The organism is Stenotrophomonas maltophilia, assembly GCF_003970865.1.
In the GTDB taxonomy this organism is placed as follows: Bacteria; Pseudomonadota; Gammaproteobacteria; order Xanthomonadales; family Xanthomonadaceae; genus Stenotrophomonas; species Stenotrophomonas maltophilia_AR.
This window is the reverse complement of the sequence record NZ_RXLZ01000077.1, coordinates 1-20462: the sequence shown is the minus strand read 5'-3', so window position 1 is coordinate 20462 and position 20462 is coordinate 1. Positions and strand designations below refer to the sequence as shown.

Sequence of the window (20462 nt, the reverse complement as noted above, 5' to 3'; positions counted from 1 at the left end):
TTTTTCCGTGGGCGGGGTTGGTGGGTTGTGTGGATTTTGGGGTCTTGGGTGGGGGGGGTTTGTGGGTGGTGGGGGTATGGTGTGGTTGTGTTGTTTTTTTTTGAGCATGTGCGTGACAGCCATGGTCCACCGGCGGGAGGGCGTGGGCAGCGTCAGGTGGTTATAAGGGACAGTCTCTGGGCAAGGCGCTGCCCTGCCCGGCGATTCCGCCAGCAAAGCAAGCACAGGGGAGCGGGCCGTGGCCCGCGATCAGGTGGCGCCGCCGCTCAGCAACGGCGCGGTGGCTCAGCCGTCTGCGTGGTCCGAAGAATCATCGAAGGCCAGGCGCAGGGCGTGATTGCGCACATCCTCGGGCCAGCTGCGCAACGCCATTTCCAGGCCCGCCCGGTCGTGCGCGAACAGGACACGGATCGCTTCCTCGAAACCCGGCAGGTCTCCGGCGATGGTCTGCAGGAAGTGATAGGCACGCTCGCTGTGGCGGCGCTGCCGGTCCTTGTCCGCACCAGCACGGCTGGCCGCCTCCACCAGCCTGCGCAGCACTACCGAGGCCCCGCCGGGCTGCTCGGCCAGCCATGCCCAGTGGCGCGGCAGCAGGGTCACTTCGCGGGCGACCACGCCCAGCTTGGGGCGGCCACGGCCACGCGGCGTTGCCGGCACATCTTCGGCAGTGACGTCGGCATCCCCCTCGACGGCGGCGGGAAACGCTTCGATAACCCGCGCCAGCAGTTCTGCGTCGCTACCGCGCGTATCGAAATCACGGGTGCGGCCGCTGGTGTTGTCGAACACCAGCAGCGGACCTGCAGCGTTGTCGGTACGCAGCTGCTTCAGCGCCAGCGCGGCCACTTCCGGGGTGCCGGAAGCGACCAGGCGGTGGCCGTCGAAGCAACTGAAGGGAGGGAGTCGGGACGCAGGCATGGCAATGACATCAGAGGCGATGCCCGAATATTGCCCGGGTAATTTGTATTCGTCAATATTGCCCGGGTATTAATCAGCCAGAAGAGCGTGCCAACCAAGGTTGGCACCCACCGGAAAGGTTGGCACCCACCCGAAAGGTTGATCCCCACCCGAAAGATTGCCGCCACCCGATTCGTCGGGTTACAGCCGGCTGTAGGACCAGCTGACCATGCGGCCGTCCTTGTACGGCATCACGCCGTGGAACGGGCGCGGGTCGGCGTCGAACACCAGCGGCAGGAAATTGCGGTCGCCTTCCCACATCGGCAGCGTGTCCAGCTTGTCCAGGTCCACCCACTCCAGCGTGCCTTCGTGGTTGCCACCGTGCGGGGTGCCCTCGAATCCATCGATGACGAACACGAAGCCCAGCCAGTCCTCGCCGTGCTTGCCGAAACCCGGCCAGCTGATGGTGCCGCGCAGGCGCATGCCGGTGCAGTCGATGCCGGCTTCCTCGGCGATTTCGCGGCGCATGCCTGCCGCGACGTCTTCGGTCGGTTCGATCTTGCCGCCCAGCCCGTTGTACTTGCCCAGATGGTGGTCACCGGGCCGGGTGTTGCGGTGGATCATCAGCACCTGGCGACGATCGGGCGACAGCACGTAGCCCAGGGTGGCGACGATCGGGGTGTACGGCATGGGCAGCATCCAGCGGCAGGTCAGCCGTGGATTATGGCCGATCAGCGCACCAGCGACAGGCGGCGCTCAGCGGGTGTGCCTGCACCGTCGGGATCGCGGCGCAGGGTGGCCACGCCGTGGCCGCGCTCGGCCAGGTATTCCAACCACTTGCCGAGGAAGGTGTTCATCCGCATGCGGTGGCTGATCAGCTCCGCCGGCGGCGGATACAGGCCCATGGTGTCCTGCCAGCGGCGGCCGACGTAGCAGTGGGTGGTCTCGGCCTGGCGCGCGTCACGGTACAGGCGCACATAAGCCGACGGATCCGGCTCGCCGGTGACCGGGTCGGCCAGGTCGTAGGTCAGGCGCAGTTCCACCGTGTAGCGGTGGCACTCGATCACGTCCAGGCGGACATCCAGGCCGTCGCCGATCGAGGAAATGTAGCTACCCGCCACCAGTCCAGCCGGCTCGAACAGGCGCACCAGATGGCGGTAGTTTTCCGCGTACAGGCCCATGAGCCAGCTCAACCGGCTCAGGCGGGGAATGCGTTCGGTACGGGGCAAGGCTCGGGCCATGGGTCGATCCTACACGTTGGTGCTTCAACGTGGGGGCGCCTCGAGCCACAGCCAACCCGTCGGTCGCTTTCATCGCGGTAGTGCCGGCCGCTGGCCGGCAGCCCCGCAGCCCGGGAAAGGATCAATACAGCTCGCGCTGCAGCCCCAGCGTGGCCAGCACCTTGCTGGAAATCTCCTCGATCGACGTATGGGTGGTGCTCAGCGTCGGGATCCGCTCCATCTGGAACATCACCTCCGCCGCAGCCACCTCGCGCTTGCAGGTGTCCAGGTTGGCGTAGCGCGAGTTCGGGCGGCGCTCCTGGCGGATCTGCTGCAGGCGGTCCGGGTCGATGGTCAGGCCGAACAGCTTGCGCCGGTAGTTGCGCAGGCGCGGCGGCAGGCGGTCGCTTTCCAGATCCTCATCGGTCAGCGGGTAGTTGGCCGCGCGCACCCCGTAATGCAGGGCCAGGTAGATGCAGGTGGGCGTCTTGCCGGCGCGCGATACCGCCACCAGGATCACGTCGGCATCGTCGTAATTCACCGCGATGCCGTCATCGTGGGTCAGGGCGAAGTTCATCGCATTGATGCGGCGGTGGTAGGTGTCGAAGTCCACCATGCCGTGGGCCTGGCCCACCCGGGCCAGGCGCGGGCTGGCCAGTTCACGCTCCAGCGGCTCGATGAACGGTGCGAACACATCCAGCATCAGCGCCCCGCTGTCGGCCAGGATCAGGCTCAGGCTCTGGTCCACGCAGGAGTTCACCACGATCGGCCGGACCTGGTACCGCTCCCCCGCCGCCTGGATCCGGGCGCAGGCTTCACGCGCTTTTTCGGGGTCGTCGACAAACGACATGCGGTCGGTAATGAAGCTGAACCCGGAGAACTGGGTCAGCAGGCTATGCCCAATGGTTTCAGCGGTGATACCGGTTCCATCGGAAACGTAGAACACCGGACGGATGGTCGACATGCGCGCTTTTACCCCCTACGAAGCCTAAAAGGGCCGCCAACACAAGCTTGTGTCGACAGCGGTCTGCCCGGCATCATATCGGCTTCTTCCTACGGACGCGGCCACTCAGCCCGCCTCGGGCGATGGCCAAACGGAGCATCGCGCTTGAACGAGAACATCCTGTGGTTGCACGAACTGCGTCTGGCCGACCTGGCCCGCGTAGGCGGCAAGAATTCCTCGCTGGGCGAGATGATCGGCAATCTGGCCGGTCTGGGCGTCTCCGTTCCCGGAGGTTATGCGACCACGTCTGAAGCCTTCAAGGACTTCATCGCGCACAACGACCTGTCCAAGCGCATCTTCGACAAGCTGGCCACGCTGGACGTCGAAGACGTCAACGCGTTGACCGCCGCCGGCAAGGAGATCCGCAGCTGGGTGATCGACGCGCCGCTGCAGCCGCAGCTGGACCAGGACATCCGCACTGCCTACGCCAAGCTGAGCGCCGAAAACGGCGGCGGCGACGTGGCCGTGGCCGTGCGTTCCTCGGCCACCGCCGAGGATCTGCCGGATGCCTCCTTCGCCGGCCAGCAGGAAACCTTCCTCAACGTCACCGGTGCCGACGACGTCGTGCACAAGGTCAAGGAAGTGTTCGCCTCGCTGTACAACGACCGTGCCATCGCCTACCGCGTGCACCACGGCTTCAAGCATGAGGACGTGTTCCTGTCCGCCGGCGTGCAGCTGATGGTGCGCTCGGGCGTCGGCTCCTCCGGCGTGCTGTTCACCCTGGACACCGAGTCCGGCTTCCGCGACGTGGTGTTCGTCACCTCGTCCTTCGGCCTGGGCGAAATGGTCGTGCAGGGCGCGGTCAACCCGGACGAGTACTACGTCTACAAGCCCACCCTGCAGGCCGGCAAGCCGGCGATCCTGCGCCGCTCGCTCGGCAGCAAGGCGATCCGCATGGTGTATTCGGATGTTCCGGGTGAGCGCGTCAGGATCGAGGACACCCCGGCCGAACTGCGCACCACCTTCTCGATCAGCGACGAGGACGTGCAGGAACTGTCCAAGCAGGCGCTGGTCATCGAAAAGCACTACGGCCGCCCGATGGACATCGAGTGGGCCAAGGACGGTGTCAGCGGCAAGCTGTTCATCGTGCAGGCGCGTCCGGAAACGGTGAAGTCGCGCAGCCACGCCACCCAGATCGAGCGCTTCGCGCTGACCGAAAAGGGCGGCAACGTGCTGGCCGAAGGTCGTGCCGTCGGTGCCAAGATCGGCGCCGGTGTGGCCCGCGTGGTGAAGACGCTGGAAGACATGAACCGCGTGCAGCCGGGCGACGTGCTGATCGCCGACATGACCGATCCCGATTGGGAGCCGGTGATGAAGCGCGCTTCGGCCATCGTCACCAACCGTGGTGGCCGTACCTGCCACGCCGCGATCATCGCGCGCGAGCTGGGCGTGCCGGCCGTGGTCGGTTCGGGCAATGCCACCAAGGTCATCGAAGATGGCCAGCTGGTCACCGTCAGCTGCGCTGAAGGCGATACCGGCTTCATCTACGAAGGCAAGCTCGGCTTCGAGCGCACCACCACCGATCTGGGCAACATGCCGCCGGCACCGCTGAAGATCATGATGAACGTGGCCAACCCGGAACGTGCCTTCGACTTCGGCCAGCTGCCGAACGCCGGCATCGGCCTGGCCCGCCTGGAAATGATCATTGCCAGCCACATCGGCATCCACCCGAACGCGCTGCTGGAATACGACCGTCAGGATGCGGCGACCAGGAAGAAGATCGACGAGAAGATCGCCGGCTATTCCGATCCGGTCGGCTTCTACGTGGATCGCCTGGCCGAAGGCATCGCCACCCTCACCGCCTCGGTCGCACCGAACGCCGTGATCGTGCGCCTGTCGGACTTCAAGTCCAACGAGTACGCCAACCTGATCGGCGGCAGCAACTACGAGCCGCACGAAGAGAATCCGATGATCGGCTTCCGCGGCGCCAGCCGCTACGTCGACCCGAGCTTCTCGGCCGCCTTCGCGCTGGAGTGCAAGGCCGTGCTGCGCGTGCGCAACGAAATGGGCCTGGACAACCTGTGGGTCATGATTCCGTTCGTGCGCACCCTGGAAGAAGGCCGCAAGGTCATCGAGGTGCTGGAACAGAACGGCCTGAAGCAGGGCGAGAACGGCCTTAAGATCATCATGATGTGCGAAGTGCCGTCCAACGCACTGCTCGCCGATGAGTTCCTGGAGATCTTCGACGGCTTCTCGATCGGCTCCAACGACCTGACCCAGCTGAGCCTGGGCCTGGACCGCGATTCGTCGATCGTCGCGCACCTGTTCGACGAACGTAACCCGGCAGTGAAGAAGCTGCTGTCGATGGCGATCAAGGCAGCACGTGCCAAGGGCAAGTACGTTGGCATCTGCGGCCAGGGCCCGTCCGATCACCCGGATCTGGCCGAATGGCTGATGCAGGAAGGCATCGAGTCGGTGTCGCTGAACCCGGACACCGTGGTCGATACCTGGCTGCGCCTGGCCAAGCTGAAGGCCAACGGCTGATGCCGTAAAGCCCACAGGCTGACGTCGTGTTCATCGGCGTCAGCCGATACTGCTGCTGCACGCAAGCCCCGCCTCTGCGGGGCTTGCTGTTTCTGGCGTCTGTACACGCCACGCGCACAACGCGCCTGTCCCGCAGCAGCAAAGGAATTCCCGCATGATCGCCGCCGCACCGCCCTCGCCCGCCGCAACGCCCTGGTTCCACTCGCTCGACTGGCAGCACCTGCTGGAAACCTACGGTGTGCCGTTGCTGGCTGCCATCGTGGTGCTGCTGATTGGCATGTGGGTGGCGCGACGTCTGTCCAATGCGATGCCGCGCGCCACTGCACGCATGGGTGTGGACCCGATGCTGGGTACCTTCCTGCGCAACGTGGTCTATGCCACGTCGTTGGTGATCGTGGCGCTATTGGCCATCGACACGCTGGGCGTGAAGATCACCCCGCTGCTGGCCGTGCTCGGCACCGCTGGCCTGGCCGTCGGCCTGGCATTGAAGGATTCGCTGTCCAACATCGCCTCGGGCGTGATGCTGGTGACACTGCGTCCGTTCCGCGTGGGCGATGTGGTGACCGTGGCCGGGCAGACCGGCACGGTGCGCGAAGTGCGCATCTTCCAGACTGTGCTTACCGGCGCTGACAACCAGCACACCACCATTCCGAACACGCTGATCACCGCCGCGCCGATCATCAACCTGACCGCCGAGCCGACGCGTCGCGTCGAACTGGTGATCGGCATCGGCTACGAGGACAACATCCAGCTGGCACGCGACACCGCGCTGGCGCTGATGAAGGCCGACCCGCGCGTACTGCAGACGCCAGCACCAGACGTGGTGGTGTACGAGCTGGGTGCGCATGCGATCAACCTGGGCATCCGCTGCTACGTGAAGTCGGCCGACTGGTTCGGCACCAAGGTCACGTTGCTGGAACAGCTGAAGCTGGGCTATGACAAGGCCGGCATCAACATTCCGTACCCACAGCAGGACATGCACCTGTACCTGCACGGCAAGGATGGTGGGGTGATAGAGGCTGATGCGCTGGTGCGCGACAAGCCCTGATCCATGCCGGTAGTGCCGACCAACGGTCGGCACCCACCCATCGGCGATACGACATTGAAATGCCGGCCAGCGGCCGGCACTACCCTGCCCCGCGCACCCCGGTAGTGCCGGCCGCTGGCCGGCAGCCTCCAGCATCAGGCCGCTGCGGCCTCCTCCAACGCCGGATAATCGGTGTACCCCGCTTCACCACCGCCAAAGAACGTCGCCCGATCCGGCGGATTCAGTTCCGCCCCCAGGCGCAGGCGCTCCGGCAGGTCCGGGTTGGCGATGAAGGGGCGACCGAAGCCGATCAGGTCGGCCCAGCCTTCAGCCAGTGCCTGCTCGGCGCGCTCGGCGGTGTACTTGCCGGCGTAGATCAGCGTGCCCGGGTAAACCATGCGCAGTGCCTGCTTGAAGGCCACCGGCATCGGCGGTGCATCATCCCAGTCGGCCTCTGCAATGTGCAGGTAGCCCACACCCATCTCACCAAGCAGGTGTGCGGCAGCCAGATAGGTCGCCTGCGGCGTATCGTCCACCGCCCCCTGCAGCGTGGTCAGCGGCGCCAGGCGCACGCCCACGCGCTCGCCACCGGCAACCTCGACCACCGCCTGCACCACCTCGCGCAGGAAGCGCAGACGGTTCTGCAGTGAGCCGCCGTAGGTATCGGTGCGCTGGTTGGCCTGCGAATCGATGAACTGGTTGATCAGGTAACCGTTGGCGCCGTGCAGTTCCACACCATCAAACCCCGCGGCCAGCGCATTGCGGGTGGCCTGCGCGTAGTCGGCGATGATGCCGGGGATCTCGTCCTCGGCCAACGCGCGCGGCATCGAGTGCTGGATCATCTCGCCCACGCCTGCCTTCGGACCGGCGCCCGTGGGATCGACGAACACCTTCACGCCTTCAGCCAGCAGCGCCGACGACGATACCGGCGCGCCACCGTCCGGCTGCAGCGCCACGTGCGAAACGCGGCCCACGTGCCACAGCTGGGCGTAGATGCGGCCACCGGCGGCGTGCACCGCATCGGTCACCCGGCGCCAGCCCTTCACCTGTTCGGCGCTATGGATGCCCGGGGTCCAGGCATAGCCCTGGCCCTGCTGGCTGATCTGCGTGCCTTCGCTGACGATCAGGCCGGCACCGGCGCGCTGCGCGTAGTAGGCGGCCATTTCCGCGGTGGCGACGTTGCCGTCGGCGGCACGCGAGCGGGTCATCGGCGGCATCACGATGCGGTTGGGCAGCGTCAGCGCGCCCAGTCGGTGAGGGGTGAACATCATGGCGGCAATCTCTTGCGGGGGACTGCCGCAAAGGATGGGGATGCCGGCTGCCAGGCAACAGGCATGCACTGGCAAAACAATTGTTCCCCCAAGGCAAGGATCACCCGGTACGAGGGCTCATCCACGCATGGCGTGGCTCTACTCCAGCCTTGGCTCGATCTTTACCGCACCATGTGCCACGCGGTCATAGCAGGCGCGCACCACATCCTCCCCGTACTTCAGCTCCAGCCGTCGCACGATGAAATGGCCGCGCGCCATGTCCTGGTAGTAATCGGTGAACATGGTATTCAGTGTTGCACCGGCGGCTGCACCGACGATCGGTACTGCCTGCGCGGCAAACTTCTCGGTGACCACCACGCCGAATCGCGCCGCCACCTTCTCCACCATCTTCGCCAGCAGCTTGCCGGCCTCCTTCGGTGCCACACCCAGGGTCAGGTCGCGGCCGGTCACCACACGCCCGGCCAGCTCGGCCGACAGGTGGCGCATCACATCGGTGGTGAACCCACGGGCCAGGTAATAGCCCGTCTCGCTCGCGTCATCGCGTGGCGAGTTGCCGCCCAGCGCGAACACCTCCAGGCAGGCCTGGCGGGTACTGAACTCAGACAGGTCGAACCCCTCGCTGCGGGCCACGTCAGCCACTGCACGCATCATGATGGTGGTCGACACCGGCAGCTCGATGAACAAGGCGGCAAAGCCGAAGGCCCCGCCGACCGCACCCGAGGTGGCTGCCGCCAGCTTGTGCCAGCGGGTGGACGCCCCCTTGCCGGGGGTGTTGTCCATGCTCCACAGCGCGGCCTGCGCCGATTTGGTCAGCGCCGCCTGCACTGCACCGTGGATGCGGTTGGAGACCGAGGTCGGCAGCGCCTTCACCGCGAACTCCAGCGGCGTGCCGACCAGATTGGCCATGCGCGCGGTCAGGGTCGGCGCTTCCAGCAGGGCCACCGCCCGCTGCAGGTCGGACCAGTCGCCGGCGTCGTGGGCAATATCGCGAGGGAGCAGGATGGGCTCGTTCATGGCGCCGATCTTAGCGCTATGGAGTTGAACAGTTCGTCGCGGGGCACGATAGAGGGATCAGAGCCCTTTCCGCTGGAAAGGGAACCGACCCCGGCGCCTTGCCGGCCAGCGGCCGGCACTACCAGTTCGCGTGTCACCCGGTAGCGCCGGGCCATGCCCGGCGTCGTTGTCAGGCAACCGGCAACCCCGACAGCGCGCCCATAAACTGGCGGTAGTGGCGCAGCTCGGCGATCGAATCGTGCACATCGCTCAGTGCGGTGTGGTTGCTGTTCTTGCCGACGCCAGCGGCCACGGTCGGCGCCCAGCGCTTGGCCAGCTCCTTCACCGTGGACACGTCCAGGTTGCGGTAGTGGAAGTACTTCTCCAGGCGCGGCATCTGGCGGTGCAGGAAGCGGCGGTCCTGGCAGATGGAGTTGCCGCACATCGGCGACAGGCCGGCCGGGATCCACTGCGCCAGGAAGTTCACGGTCTGCGCCTCGGCCTGGGCCAGCGTGGTGGCGCTGTCCACCACGCGCTGCCACAGGCCCGAACGACGGTGCTGGTTGCGGTTCCACTCGTCCATCGCATCCAGCGTTTCCAGCGGGTGATGGATGGCGAATTCCGGGCCCTCGGCCAGCACATTGAGCTGGGCATCGGTGACCACCGTGGCGATCTCGATGATCGAATCGTTATCGGTATCCAATCCGGTCATTTCCAGGTCGATCCAGATCAGTCGCTCGTTGGCCGCGCCGGTGTCCGCCATGTGTCGCCTCGTTGCTGGGCAGGCGCGCGGCCTACCGGTAATGAAAAGAGGCGCCCATCATACCCTTTCGCCCCTCAGCCCTCGCTGGCGTGGTCTTCCAGCAACAGCGGCGGCTTGCCACGCTTGGCGCGGAAATAATTGGTCAGGCGCGTGCTGGCTTCCTTGGCCAGCACCCCGCCGTGAATCTCGACGCGGTGGTTGTGGCGGGCGTCGCCAATGAGGTTGAACACGCTGCCGCAGGCACCGGTCTTGGGGTCGCTGGCACCGTAGACCAACCGTGCAACGCGCGCGTGCACGATCGCCATCGCGCACATCGCACACGGCTCCAGGGTCACATACAGCGTGCTGCCAAGCAGGCGATGGTTCGCCAGCAACTTTCCGCCCGCCCGCATGGCCACGATCTCGGCGTGCGCACTGGGGTCGTGCGAGGCGATGTTGAGGTTCCAGCCCTCGCCCAGCAGCTGGCCATCGGCACCCACCAGCACGGCGCCCACCGGAATTTCGTCGAACTCGCGCTGCGCGCGCTCGGCCAGCGCCAGCGCGTGGCGCATCCAGTGCTCATCGGTGTCGTGCACCGGCACGCCCAGGGCGTCGGTCATGGCGGTTCTCGCGTGTGTGCTGGGCCAGGATGGCCGCCGGGGTCGCATTGTACGCCCGCGGCCGTGCAGGCGCCGCTAGCGCGCATCGAAGCGCTCGCGGGCCGCATCCAGCGCCGGGAAATTGTGCTCGGCCCAGCGGTCCAGAGCGGACAGCGTCTCGACCAGACCGCGCGCGACCTCGGTCAGGCGGTACTCCACATGCAGTGGTTTGCTACCCAGCTCACATCGCTCGACCAGGCCATTGCGCTCCAGCTGCCGCAGGGTCTGGGTCAACACCTTCTGCGAGATGCCTTCGATCTTCCGCAGCAGCGCACCGTTGCGTTGCGGGCCCTGCGCCAACGCCGGCAACAGCAGCATCACCCACTTGCCGGAGATCAGCGCCAGCGCATCGCGCGCCGAGCAATCGGCGGCGTAGACATCTCCAGGAAAGGCCATGGTTACCTCAAGGTGCGTAATTGCCGGGGCATACCGGCACCGCGAGGATGGTCGCACACTCCACGAACACCTCGCCCCATGCGCGCCCTCATCCTGCTTGCCCACCCCGAACCCCGCTCCTTCAACGCCCACCTGGCCGTGCAGGCGGCCGAGCAGCTGCGGCACGACCACCTGCAGGTGGACGTGGTCGACCTGTATGCGGAAGGCTTCGATCCGCTGGAAGCGGCCTGGCACCATCCACGGCGCCTGCAGCCGGGTCGCTTCGATGCCCAGCGCGAACAACGCTACAGCGCCGAACAGGATCAGCTGCCCGCCGATGTACAGCGTCACCTGCGACTGCTGCGGGCTGCGGACCTGGTGATTCTACAGTTCCCCCTGTGGTGGTTCGCGGCGCCGGCCATCCTCAAGGGCTGGCTGGACCGCGTGCTGGTCTATGGGCCGATGTACAACAGCCGGCAACGTCACGAACATGGCGTGATGCAGGGCAAGCGTGCATTGCTGAGCGTGACAACCGGTTCGTCGGCGCGGGCCTGCGCGGTCGATGGCCGCGAAGGCGATACCCAGTTGCTGCTTTGGCCGTTGATGTACAGCCTGCGCTACGTCGGCTTCGAGGTGATGGAACCGTTCGTGGTGCATGGCGTGCGTTCCGGGTTGCCAGCGGATCGCGTGCAGGCGCACGACGCGGCACTGGCGGCGGCCACCAGCGACTACCGCGAGCGACTGACGCACTGGCGGCAATGGCCGACCGTGCCCTTCAACAACAGCGAGGACTTCGAGGACGGCGTGGCGCTGCGCGCGGAAGCGATTGCCTACAGTCCCTTCATCCACCATCGCAATGCCGGATGAATCCGCACCTGCAAGCACGGCCGGAAGGCTTCATACTGCACATCCCTGTCAAGCACCTTGGTGAACATATGACCACCCTCCGTCCCTCGCGCGCTGACGACGGCGCCGCCCTTGTCGACCTCTGGCGCCGTGCCGTCGACGCCACCCATGACTTCCTCAGCGCGGAAGATCGCCAGGCGATCGATGCCGAAGTCGCCGGTTTCCTGCCGCAGGCGCCGATGACCGTTGCTGTCGATGCGCAGGATCGGCCGCAGGGCTTCATGCTGATCGACGGCACGCACATGGAAGCGCTGTTCATCGATCCGGACGTACGTGGCACCGGCATTGGCCGGCAACTGCTGCAGCACGCACTGGCCCAGCATCCGCAGCTGAGTACTGACGTCAACGAACAGAACGCACAGGCCGTCGGCTTCTACCTGCGCATGGGCTTCGTCGAAAGCGGCCGCTCACCACTCGATTCGCAAGGCCGTCCGTATCCGCTGATCCACCTTCGGCACAACGGCTGACATCCGTCGGCAGCAGCCACGTGCTAGCGTGGCTGCTTTCGACCAAGGAATGCCGCATGGATGGTGCAAAAGCCCTGTTGACCCTGTTTGCGCTGGGCATCAGCCTGGTCTGGATCCTGGTGCCGTTCGCCATCTTCGCCGTGCGCAACCTGCTGCGTGAAGTACTGGTCGAGCAGCGCCGTACCAATGAACTGCTTGAACACATCGGCGGTTACCGCATTCCGAAGCCGCAACCCGAACCGACCGTCTGGCGCGCGCCCTGAGCAGAAACGTGCCAGGCCCGGATCAGGCCGTTGCCTCGAAGGCCGGTGAGTACTGCACCTCGCCCTGTGCCAACGGAGGCTGCAGGCAAAGTGCCTGGAAGTACTCCGGCGGCACACCCGGCAGCACCAGGCCCGGCTCGGCACGGAAGCCGAAGCGACCGTAATAGGCCGGCTCACCCAGCAATACACAGCCATGTGCACCCTGCTGACGCAGTGCTTCAAGTGCGGCATGCATCAGGGCCGCACCGATGCCCTGCCCCTGCCACGCGGGCAGTACCGAAATGGGGCCCAGACCAAACCAGCCCGTGCTGCCATCGCTGATCGTCACCGGCGACACCGCCACATGGCCGATCACCTTCCCGTCCATCTCGGCCACCAGCGAAACGCTCAGCTCCCCGCGGGCGCGCAGGGCGTCGACGATGAACTGCTCGGTATGGCTGCTGTGCGCAGCGTCCCGGAATGCGGCCTCGGTGAGCGCATGGAGGGTGGCGTGATCATCAATGGCTTCGGCACGGATCGTGTAGTTCATCGCGTAATGTTCGCTTGCGTGAGAGTTGCGTGAATTAGTGATTTCTGTCACAAATTTATGGCGAAATGTCGAACGCGAAGCGTAATCGCTCCGCGAACCTCGAATCGCCTGTGCCGCAATCGATTCGGCGACGCCGCCGAACGCTGAATGCGTCAAAATTCCGTCACCCACGCCTTGCCGCAGCTGGCGCCAGGTTTCCAGAACACTCCATAATCGATAAACCTGTCACCAGGGAAGGATATATGGGCACGGACGCACGATGCAGGATGCCGCCATGGATGTAGCCATGCCGACACGCAAGGGACGCCATCTGGTACCGATGGGCCTCTTGCTGGCGCTGACGGCCTGCTCGCCTTACGCGGACGCAGAGCGTGACGTTGCCGCAGGTGGACGCGGCCTGGCCAAGCTCAACCCGTCACCGCAGCAGGGCTACGAGCTGGTACTGACCCTGAAGGATGCCCCCGGTCCCTTCGCGGTGGTCGAGGGCGTTGCCCAGTACGACGTCAGCAACCACAGGGACTGCGGCCGGGTCCTGTGGGCGACCGGTACCGCCAGCCGTATCACCAGCCAGGAGTTGGTGGAACTACACAAGGTCGACGAGAACGAATACCGCGGTACGTTCTACCTCGACCGCATGCAGGACGAGGATTACTACGGGCGTAGCGTCTGCCATTGGACGCTGACGGGTGTCGGTGCGATGTTGCGCGCTACGACCGGCGAGGCGGATACGCGATTCCTTACGTTCGTCGACAAGGAGCGCATGGAGAGCGACTCACCTCTTACGCTTTATTACCCAAACCTTATCTATCCGCGCGCCGACACTGTCGCCAACTTTGGCGCCAGTGGCGAGGAAGATCCGTCGGGGTACAGCGAAGATCTGCGCGACGCGCTGTTCTCAACCACCACCACTGTGCAGAAGCTTGTGCCATGAGCTGCCAGTTCAACAACCCCTACCCCCAAGGAGGCCGACATTGCGCCACAAGATGATTCCGTGCCTTGCTCTGCTTCTATTGACCGCCTGCAACCCGGAGACCGCCATGAACCAGGAACGTGCCGCTGCTGAAGCCGATGTCGCCCAGGGCGGGCGCGGCCTCGCCAAGCTCAACCCCACCCCGCGCAAGGCCTATGAGCTGGTGCTGCGCCTGAAGGATGCCCCCGGTGATTTCGCGGTGGTCGAAGGAGTCGCGCAGTACGACGTGACCAACGAAGACCAGTGCGGGCACATCGAACCGGCCACCGGTACCGCCGCGCGCATCACCAGCCAGGAGCCGGTGGAGCTGCGCAAGGTCGCTGACGGCGAATACCGCGGCACCGTGTACCTTGATCGCATGCTGGACGAGGACTACTACGGCCGTGGCGTCTGCAAGTGGGAATTCAGCGGCGCCGGCGCGATGCTGAAAGCCACTGGCGCCGATGGTGAAACGCGCTTCCTGTCGTTCATTGAGGCAGCGCCCTTCGTCAAAGGCGAGACCGAAACTCGCCACTATCCTCGTGCAGACTATCCGCGCGTGAACGAGATTCCTGACTACGGCGCAAGTGGACAGGAAGATCCCACCAAATTCCGCCCTGAACTGCAGAATGCGCTGTTCTCGGCCACGCTTGAAGCCGGCGAGGTCCGCCAATGAGCCTCAACAGCCAAGACTACGCTGCGCTATCCGAAGATGCATACGAGGATCATGCAGTCGGTCGTCGTGCACCCGGTCAAGAAGAGATCGTCCCGATCAACGGGCACAAGTACAAGATTCTCGAGCACGTTGATAACCGGCTGAACGGCTATCAGGGAACGATCTACCAGCGAGTCGATACCCATGAAATCGTCGTCGCACATCGCGGCACTGAACAGATCGCCCGCGATGCGATCCTGACCGACGGTGGCATGGTTGTCGCCCGTACCAACGTGCAGGCACCGGATGCCATCGCGCTGACTCAACGCGCCCTCGCCTACGCCAAGAAGGAAGGGCAGGATCTCGGACAACGTCCGCCCGAAGTCACCGTCACCGGTCATTCCCTCGGCGGCGCCCTCGCCCAGATCACCTCGCACCACTTCAACGTCAAGGGCGAGACATTCAATGCCTACGGCGCGGTCAGCCTCAGCTACCGCATCCCTGAAGGCGGAAACACCATGATCAACCACGTCATGGCGTCCGATCCGGTCAGCGCTGCCTCGCCGCACTTCGGTCAGGTCCGCATCTATGCCAAGCCCGACGAGATCAAGACGCTCGCGGCAAACGGTTTCAGCAATCACGCCCTGCGTGACCTGATTCCGGACCGGCCGATCATTGCGGCGACCAGCTCGTTCGGTGCGCACAAGCTGGGCAACTTCCTCGACGAAGGCTCGGTGCTGAAGCACCCGGAAACGCAGAAGCTGGCGAAAGACAACGCCAAGATGATCGAGGAGTACCGCGATGACGTCGAGTCACTGCGTCGCGGCGTCACCCGCGCGGCACGCGGCATCCCGGGCGGCGCCATCGATCTGTACGACCACATCCGTGGCCCGCTGCAACCCGGTGAGCCGGCCCGTCGCGAGGCGGAGAAGAACGGCCATCACACCAGCATGCTGCGCATGGACGATGCCAACCACCTGGGCAACCCGCTGTTCAATGACGCGATCCGCGGCGTGCACGCACAGGACGTGCGTGTCGGTCGCGTGCCGGATGTGATGAGTACGCAGTTGGCGGGCAGCCTGGCGGCGGAGATGCACGCGGCAGGCGGCAAGCGCATCGACGAAGTGGTGATGAATGCCGATGCCTCGCGCAGCTTCGCGGTGCAGGGCCAGGGCGGCGACCCGGCGCATCTGCGCGTATCGGTGGACACGGCCGTGGCGATGAACACCCCGCTGGAGCAGAGCAGCCAGCGGATTGATCAGCAAGCCGCGGGACAGCGCCTGGCACAGGACCGCGATCAGCAACTGGAACAGCAGCAGAACCAGACCCGCAGCATGCAGGCCTGATGGCCAGCGCGGGAGCCGGTCATCCCGGCTCCCGCTTCAGCACAGTGCCTCAGGGGCTGGTGGTCACGACTGGCGCAGGCGCACTGGCGGTCACGAACAGATCCGGCCCGGAATCCGGGAAGCCGCCACAGGCACGATCACCGGGCGCGACCGGATCACACGGCCACTGGCTGCGCGGGACCTTATCGCGCAACTCGAAGCGATCACCGGTCCAGACCACGAACGCCATGTGGTCGCGATTCCAGTCACTGAACGCACGCGGACCACCCTTCTGCGCCGTCTCCGGGTACTGCACGAACCAACGCATGGCAGGCCCGAACTGCAGCTTGCTGTGATCCAGCGTGACCCTGCCCCCACGGGCCAGCTGACGTGCACGATCCGCATCGGTCACCTGCGGCATGGCCGGCATCGCCTCGGCGGTGACATCCATCGGCGCAGCGTCCCCGCGGACCTGGTACACACGCTGGCTGACATAGGCCTCGCGGCAGTCACCGGCCGGCACGCGTACCGGCTCCTGTGCCTCCACAGTTCTTCCGGTCGCCGGGTCGCTGCAGAGGAATGGCGCCGACACCAGATAGAACGTGCTGTCGGGGTCACGCCCTTCCAACGAACGCAGCCATACATCGCCGATGCGCGCGATGAAGTCCGGGCGTTGGCCGAAGCCGGGAACCGCCTTGTACCAGACCTTCTGGCGCACTTCACGCTCACGCCAGCTGCGTGGCAGATGGATGTCCTGCTCGGGCAACGCGACCAGCACGGCCGCGAGGTGGGCCGGCATCGGTCCCTCGCAGGCGCCGATCAATAGATCGCCCTGCGTCGCCAGGCGACCGGCCAGGTCGACCGGGCAGCGGGCACCAAGCGCACGTTCGGTGGACTGCTCCGGCGGCAATGGGAGGACTGCCAGGGCGACTGGTGCCGGAGGCGCGCTTTCGGCGGGCGGCGCGGGTACGGGTGCCTGAGCTGGGGCTGGCGTCGTCGCAGCCTCGGCAGAAGCCACTGCCACCTCTGGCGCCACCGAAGCCGGCGCCCCTGGCGCGGCAGCCGCGGCGGCCTCTGATGGTGCTGCGGGTGCGGGAGTGGCGGCTGGCCCGGCCTCTTGAGCCTGCGCCACCGCAGCAACGAGGCTCAATGACAGCAGCCAGAGCGGCGGCAGTCGGCGCGCGGACGAGGTACCGCGGGCAACGACATAACGGGAACTCGGGAGAGCGATTCGCATGTGGTGTCCTTACGTTGGGTTTCCATATCGGCGCCGGAGGGCGCCACGCGTCTTGCGTCCTGCACCTACAAGCCTCCACCCCCGCAAGCGCCCCGTGGGTCAGATCAAGCGTGAACGCTGCTCCTGCTCGCGGGCGAGCGCGGCCGTCGGATCCTGCTGCGCAACGCTGGCCGCCAACTGCTGGCTGCTCTGCGCCAGTGGCTGCTGGGAGGCCTGCTCGCGGTCAACTGACGCACGCAGCATCGCCGGATCACCCAGCACGCCCTGCACCGCAAACAGCGTGCGACCGTCGTTTCCCGCCAGCAGATGATCGATACGCGACAGGCCCGCCTTCTGCGCGCTCAACGCCAGTGCGCCGGCGGCATTGTCCAGTTCCTGCGCGCTGCGCAACCCGCTCTGCGGTCCCATCTGCTGAAGGTGCTGGCGGGCGCCCTGGAACAGAGCGTGTCCAGGCTCACCGGTCTGCGACATGTCACGGGCAACACTCTGCGCCTGCGTACCGACTTCACCTCGATCCAATCGTGCCATCACTTCCGGCGTCAGCTTCTGTTGCCAGACCTCGAAGCGTTGCCGGCGATCCTCGATGCCATTGAGCGCGCCATTGAGCGCATACGTTGCTTCGCGCACATCCTGGCGCGTCGCTTCCGGCACCCGTGTCTGCCACTGCCATACGGCAATACGCCCCGCGTGCTCGGGCTGCGCGGCCAGTTCCGGGTGATTCACCAGGTCCAGATCCAGCGCCTTGCCGGCGCGCTCGTAATTCTCCTTGCCGACCAACGGCAGATAGCCGCGGCCGTGGTACTTCAGCGCGTCACCAGGCGCGTCATTACCCATGCGCCCGCCGTACATCAGCTCGGCCAGGTTTTCCGGGCGGCCACGCAGCGCTTCCTGGCGGGCGCTCTCCAGCGCAGCGTTGCCATTGCGCCACGCAGCCTCCACCGGGATCTGCGAGATTCCCCGGGTGAAGTTGAAACTCTCGTTGAGCCGGCTCAAGCCGCGCGACTCGTGCCCTGCGTGGGCCATGAAATTGGCCAGTTCAAGCGGGGAGTCGATGCCAGCTTTGGTCGCCTGCCGCAACAGCTGCGACTCTCTATCGGTCGACACAGTGCAACTCCTGAATCTTCATCAGCGCGGATTCCCTTCCGCCGGTTGGAGCTTGGCTCATGGAAGCGACACCTCGGCGACACTGGATGGGTCGAAGTCCTCGAACCTCACCCTGCCCAGCTCGGCCACCGAGTAATCCCGGATGTTGGTCGCCTCGGTCTCGATATCCACGACCTTGCGTCTCACCCCGTCCACCCAGCAGGCCTTGTCCGCGGGCGCATAGCGGAACCGGTAGGTGCTGCTCCAGCGCTCGCGGCTACCACCGTTGGTGATCACGCTGAAGGTGCCTTCCTCGACCATTGCATACGCAAAAGGGTCGCCGGCCAGGCCACCTCGGGTGGAACACGGCACCAGCTTGTCGTTGCGCGCAGCCAGCTGCCAGCGCCCGCGCCCGTCATCGCGCAGCAACAGCAGCACCCGGTTTGGGCCGTGCTGGCCGGGCGCCAGCCCTTCCGGCGTCGGCTGGTCGATGACCAGCAGCTGATACTCGACGCCATCGCCGTTGAGCTCGCCCCTGACGGCCTCCAGCAGGTTCGCACCGGATGGAACAAATGCCAGGGCATCGTCCATGTGTGCGCCAACCCTGTCTTCCATCCCCTCCCACTCCTTCAATGTGGTCATGCCGATGCCCGCCTCCCTGCCCAGCCGGAACGCGGCGTTCCGGCTTATCCGCGCCTGCGCGGGCAGGGATCATAGCCTTGCGTACGGCAAGGCCGTGATGATGGCAAGCGTCACCCGATGCAGGGGCTGACAGCGTCCTCATTGGACGGAAGAACTCCTGCATTCGGCGGCACTGGCGCGTCATTTTCATGACGCGCGGGGAGCTTACCGCGAGGCGTTCTGCCGCGTCGAAGGCCGAGGAAACCGAAAAAGCGGAATTGATCACAGAAAACGGGGCCCAGCGTGAATGGCGCCTTACCTGATGAACAGATCCGCTGTGCAGGCCGTTCTGGCAATCCCGCATTGACCCTGCGGCAGCTGCTTCCATGCCGCCTTCGCGTTGCATTGCTGCATCGCGACAACGACCGCTCCCTGTTCGGACATGGCGGTGGCAACGCTGGTGGTTTCAGTGCCTAGACCCGCGTGGGCGACCGCCACACACTGCGCCTGGAAAAGGGTCGCCATTGTGCATTCGCCCTTCCCGAATTCCCTGCACTCCTTCATGGAAGCACGCTTGGCCTTGCCCCGCGAACGCATCGAGTTGCTGATGAAGGTGTCGCCGCGGGCATCCATCGCCACGCCACGCACGGTCTGCGCCCAGTTGGGGCGATTGTTGTACGAGGAGCCCGAGCTGCTCACCGGAATGGGCGCACAGCCCTGTACACCCTGGCCACCGATGGGATACATGCCCTGCGGGCAGTTGCCTTCGGCAAGCACGGTGAACGGCAGCAGGCCTGCAATCAGCAGGCACGGGAGAAAAGCGAGGTGGATTCGTTTCATGGGGAGACCCATTCCATTGCTGCCCATTGTGAGAGGTGGGACGACCTGAGTAGACGATCGTTGCCCAACATGCCTCCCGGATTGGGAATGCTTCGCAGAGCAAATGCAGGCCCAGGCTGGCCGGGTACCTGATCATTGGAGAACTCGGCGATTCCAACCGGAGTGCTCGGCAAGCACCATGCTCGCGTAGTCACGCTGAACGCTCAAGGTCAATCGCGTCAAATTGTGAATCAACGCAGGCTTGCTCGGAGTACAGCACCCCGTTGAAACGGAACCGGAGCACAACACATTACTGCCGATCAAATAGACGCCCTTCGCACAAGTATCACCCTCACGTCAGCATCTCCAAGCTTGCCTTTTCCTTGGGGAATCAACACGCTCCGGGCACTGGCAGTCAGGGCTCTTTCGCTAGAACGCCTCATAGACCGGTTCAGAACACGCTGAGTAGGCAACTTTGCATTGCGTTCCAGTCGGATCCACGCAGATCTTTTGTGCCTGCACAATGGCTTCCTTCAAGTCTTGACCGCTCGCAACGCCACCACGCGCCCCATTGCCTTGGCTCTGAGGAACTACCCAAGCGGCACACTGGTTTCGGTACGCGATGAGTATTCGGCAGTCGCGAGCAGCGTGCATGCCGCATCCCTCGAGAGCGACACGCTCCGCATCCTCTTTCGTCGCCCTCCCTGTCGCCACGCCTGCTTCGTTCGTACTGGGCGAGGAAGCAATGGCACCCCACGTCTTATGCCACTGGCCAGCGGGTTCCTCCCCACGGGCGCTCCCCCCCGCTCCAGGGACTGTCTCTTTTCCACATCTCCGAGCCCCCGACCGGGCGCCCTCTACCGTTTTCGGCCTCCTCCTGGAAAAAAAAAAAACAAATCGAAAATATAAATATACCCCAGACTTAAAAACAACTAACAAA

The 20462-nt window shown here is 65.1% G+C and carries 23 protein-coding genes; 8 read left to right on the top strand and 15 right to left on the bottom strand.

The genetic code is table 11. The features are described 5' to 3' along the window. Nucleotides 1–285 precede the first annotated feature (285 nt). From EKL94_RS19660 to ppsR, 4 genes are all read right to left on the bottom strand, one after another. Nucleotides 286–915, bottom strand: a complete 630-nt coding sequence (locus tag EKL94_RS19660; RefSeq protein WP_126930330.1) for a DUF2239 family protein — start codon at nt 913–915, stop codon at nt 286–288. Nucleotides 916–1095: 180 nt separating this feature from the next. Beyond that, the gene (locus EKL94_RS19655; protein ID WP_049444636.1) at nt 1096–1584 is read right to left on the bottom strand and encodes an NUDIX hydrolase; all 489 of its coding nucleotides are present in this window, start codon (nt 1582–1584) and stop codon (nt 1096–1098) included. Between the two features lie 41 nt (nt 1585–1625). Further along, the gene (locus EKL94_RS19650; RefSeq protein ID WP_049398213.1) at nt 1626–2135 is read right to left on the bottom strand and encodes a DUF1249 domain-containing protein; all 510 of its coding nucleotides are present in this window, start codon (nt 2133–2135) and stop codon (nt 1626–1628) included. Between the two features lie 121 nt (nt 2136–2256). Then, nucleotides 2257–3078 carry a posphoenolpyruvate synthetase regulatory kinase/phosphorylase PpsR gene (gene ppsR / locus EKL94_RS19645; RefSeq protein ID WP_006452040.1) on the bottom strand — a complete coding sequence of 274 codons (822 nt, stop codon included), beginning with the start codon at nt 3076–3078 and terminating at the stop codon, nt 2257–2259. 144 nt (nt 3079–3222) lie between these two features. Between ppsR and ppsA the strand changes: the two genes are divergently transcribed. Both ppsA and EKL94_RS19635 read left to right on the top strand, forming a co-directional pair. Then, a complete protein-coding gene (gene ppsA / locus EKL94_RS19640) occupies nt 3223–5601 on the top strand; it encodes a phosphoenolpyruvate synthase (RefSeq protein WP_126930329.1) in 2379 nt (792 codons plus the stop codon). Between the two features lie 154 nt (nt 5602–5755). After that, on the top strand, nt 5756–6649 hold the full coding sequence (locus EKL94_RS19635; RefSeq protein WP_126930328.1) for a mechanosensitive ion channel family protein: 894 nt from the start codon (nt 5756–5758) through the stop codon (nt 6647–6649). Between the two features lie 134 nt (nt 6650–6783). On the opposite strand, the gene EKL94_RS19630 is transcribed toward EKL94_RS19635, so the two are convergent. The 5 genes from EKL94_RS19630 to EKL94_RS19610 all read right to left on the bottom strand — a co-directional run bounded on the left by EKL94_RS19630 (nt 6784) and on the right by EKL94_RS19610 (nt 10689). Further along, complete coding sequence (locus EKL94_RS19630; protein WP_126930327.1) at nt 6784–7899, bottom strand: alkene reductase; 1116 nt, start codon at nt 7897–7899, stop codon at nt 6784–6786. Between the two features lie 138 nt (nt 7900–8037). Continuing rightward, the gene (locus EKL94_RS19625; RefSeq protein WP_126930326.1) at nt 8038–8913 is read right to left on the bottom strand and encodes an EcsC family protein; all 876 of its coding nucleotides are present in this window, start codon (nt 8911–8913) and stop codon (nt 8038–8040) included. Between the two features lie 169 nt (nt 8914–9082). Beyond that, entirely contained in the window at nt 9083–9655 is a 573-nt protein-coding gene (gene orn, locus EKL94_RS19620) for an oligoribonuclease (protein ID WP_126930325.1), read from the bottom strand. Between the two features lie 74 nt (nt 9656–9729). Then, entirely contained in the window at nt 9730–10254 is a 525-nt protein-coding gene (tadA, locus tag EKL94_RS19615) for a tRNA adenosine(34) deaminase TadA (RefSeq protein ID WP_126930324.1), read from the bottom strand. A 75-nt stretch (nt 10255–10329) separates the two neighbouring features. Further along, the gene (locus EKL94_RS19610) at nt 10330–10689 is read right to left on the bottom strand and encodes a winged helix-turn-helix transcriptional regulator (protein ID WP_126930323.1); all 360 of its coding nucleotides are present in this window, start codon (nt 10687–10689) and stop codon (nt 10330–10332) included. 78 nt (nt 10690–10767) lie between these two features. Between EKL94_RS19610 and EKL94_RS19605 the strand changes: the two genes are divergently transcribed. From EKL94_RS19605 to EKL94_RS19595, 3 genes are all read left to right on the top strand, one after another. Beyond that, nucleotides 10768–11535 carry an NAD(P)H-dependent oxidoreductase gene (locus EKL94_RS19605; protein ID WP_126930322.1) on the top strand — a complete coding sequence of 256 codons (768 nt, stop codon included), beginning with the start codon at nt 10768–10770 and terminating at the stop codon, nt 11533–11535. Between the two features lie 68 nt (nt 11536–11603). After that, the gene (locus EKL94_RS19600) at nt 11604–12041 is read left to right on the top strand and encodes an acetyltransferase (protein WP_126930321.1); all 438 of its coding nucleotides are present in this window, start codon (nt 11604–11606) and stop codon (nt 12039–12041) included. Nucleotides 12042–12097: 56 nt separating this feature from the next. Then, nucleotides 12098–12304, top strand: a complete 207-nt coding sequence (locus EKL94_RS19595) for a hypothetical protein (protein WP_005410107.1) — start codon at nt 12098–12100, stop codon at nt 12302–12304. 22 nt (nt 12305–12326) lie between these two features. Here the strand turns inward: EKL94_RS19595 and EKL94_RS19590 are convergent, their stop codons facing one another. After that, the gene (locus EKL94_RS19590; protein WP_126930320.1) at nt 12327–12833 is read right to left on the bottom strand and encodes a GNAT family N-acetyltransferase; all 507 of its coding nucleotides are present in this window, start codon (nt 12831–12833) and stop codon (nt 12327–12329) included. Nucleotides 12834–13107: 274 nt separating this feature from the next. On the opposite strand from EKL94_RS19590, the gene EKL94_RS19585 reads away from it, so the two are divergent. Genes EKL94_RS19585 through EKL94_RS19575 form a run of 3 tightly spaced genes read left to right on the top strand, consistent with a single transcriptional unit; the run spans nt 13108 to nt 15783 of the window. Continuing rightward, complete coding sequence (locus EKL94_RS19585; RefSeq protein ID WP_260473470.1) at nt 13108–13764, top strand: hypothetical protein; 657 nt, start codon at nt 13108–13110, stop codon at nt 13762–13764. Nucleotides 13765–13804: 40 nt separating this feature from the next. Next, a complete protein-coding gene (locus EKL94_RS19580; protein WP_126930318.1) occupies nt 13805–14458 on the top strand; it encodes a hypothetical protein in 654 nt (217 codons plus the stop codon). Next, nucleotides 14455–15783: an XVIPCD domain-containing protein gene (locus EKL94_RS19575; RefSeq protein ID WP_126930317.1), complete on the top strand. Its 1329-nt coding sequence runs from the start codon at nt 14455–14457 to the stop codon at nt 15781–15783. The genes EKL94_RS19580 and EKL94_RS19575 overlap by 4 nt, the downstream gene beginning before the upstream one ends. A 49-nt stretch (nt 15784–15832) precedes the next feature. Here EKL94_RS19575 and EKL94_RS19570 read toward each other — a convergent pair whose 3' ends face one another. From EKL94_RS19570 to EKL94_RS22850, 5 genes are all read right to left on the bottom strand, one after another. Beyond that, nucleotides 15833–16672: a hypothetical protein gene (locus tag EKL94_RS19570; protein ID WP_260473469.1), complete on the bottom strand. Its 840-nt coding sequence runs from the start codon at nt 16670–16672 to the stop codon at nt 15833–15835. Between the two features lie 426 nt (nt 16673–17098). Continuing rightward, nucleotides 17099–18103 carry an XVIPCD domain-containing protein gene (locus EKL94_RS19565; protein WP_126930316.1) on the bottom strand — a complete coding sequence of 335 codons (1005 nt, stop codon included), beginning with the start codon at nt 18101–18103 and terminating at the stop codon, nt 17099–17101. A gap of 57 nt (nt 18104–18160) precedes the next feature. Next, on the bottom strand, nt 18161–18697 hold the full coding sequence (locus tag EKL94_RS19560) for a hypothetical protein (RefSeq protein ID WP_126930315.1): 537 nt from the start codon (nt 18695–18697) through the stop codon (nt 18161–18163). Between the two features lie 321 nt (nt 18698–19018). Then, nucleotides 19019–19555 (bottom strand): DUF4189 domain-containing protein, encoded by a 537-nt coding sequence (locus EKL94_RS19555; protein WP_260473468.1) that lies wholly within the window; start codon nt 19553–19555, stop codon nt 19019–19021. A 396-nt stretch (nt 19556–19951) separates the two neighbouring features. Next, the gene (locus EKL94_RS22850) at nt 19952–20461 is read right to left on the bottom strand and encodes a DUF4189 domain-containing protein (protein WP_126930314.1); all 510 of its coding nucleotides are present in this window, start codon (nt 20459–20461) and stop codon (nt 19952–19954) included. Nucleotide 20462: the final 1 nt, after the last annotated feature.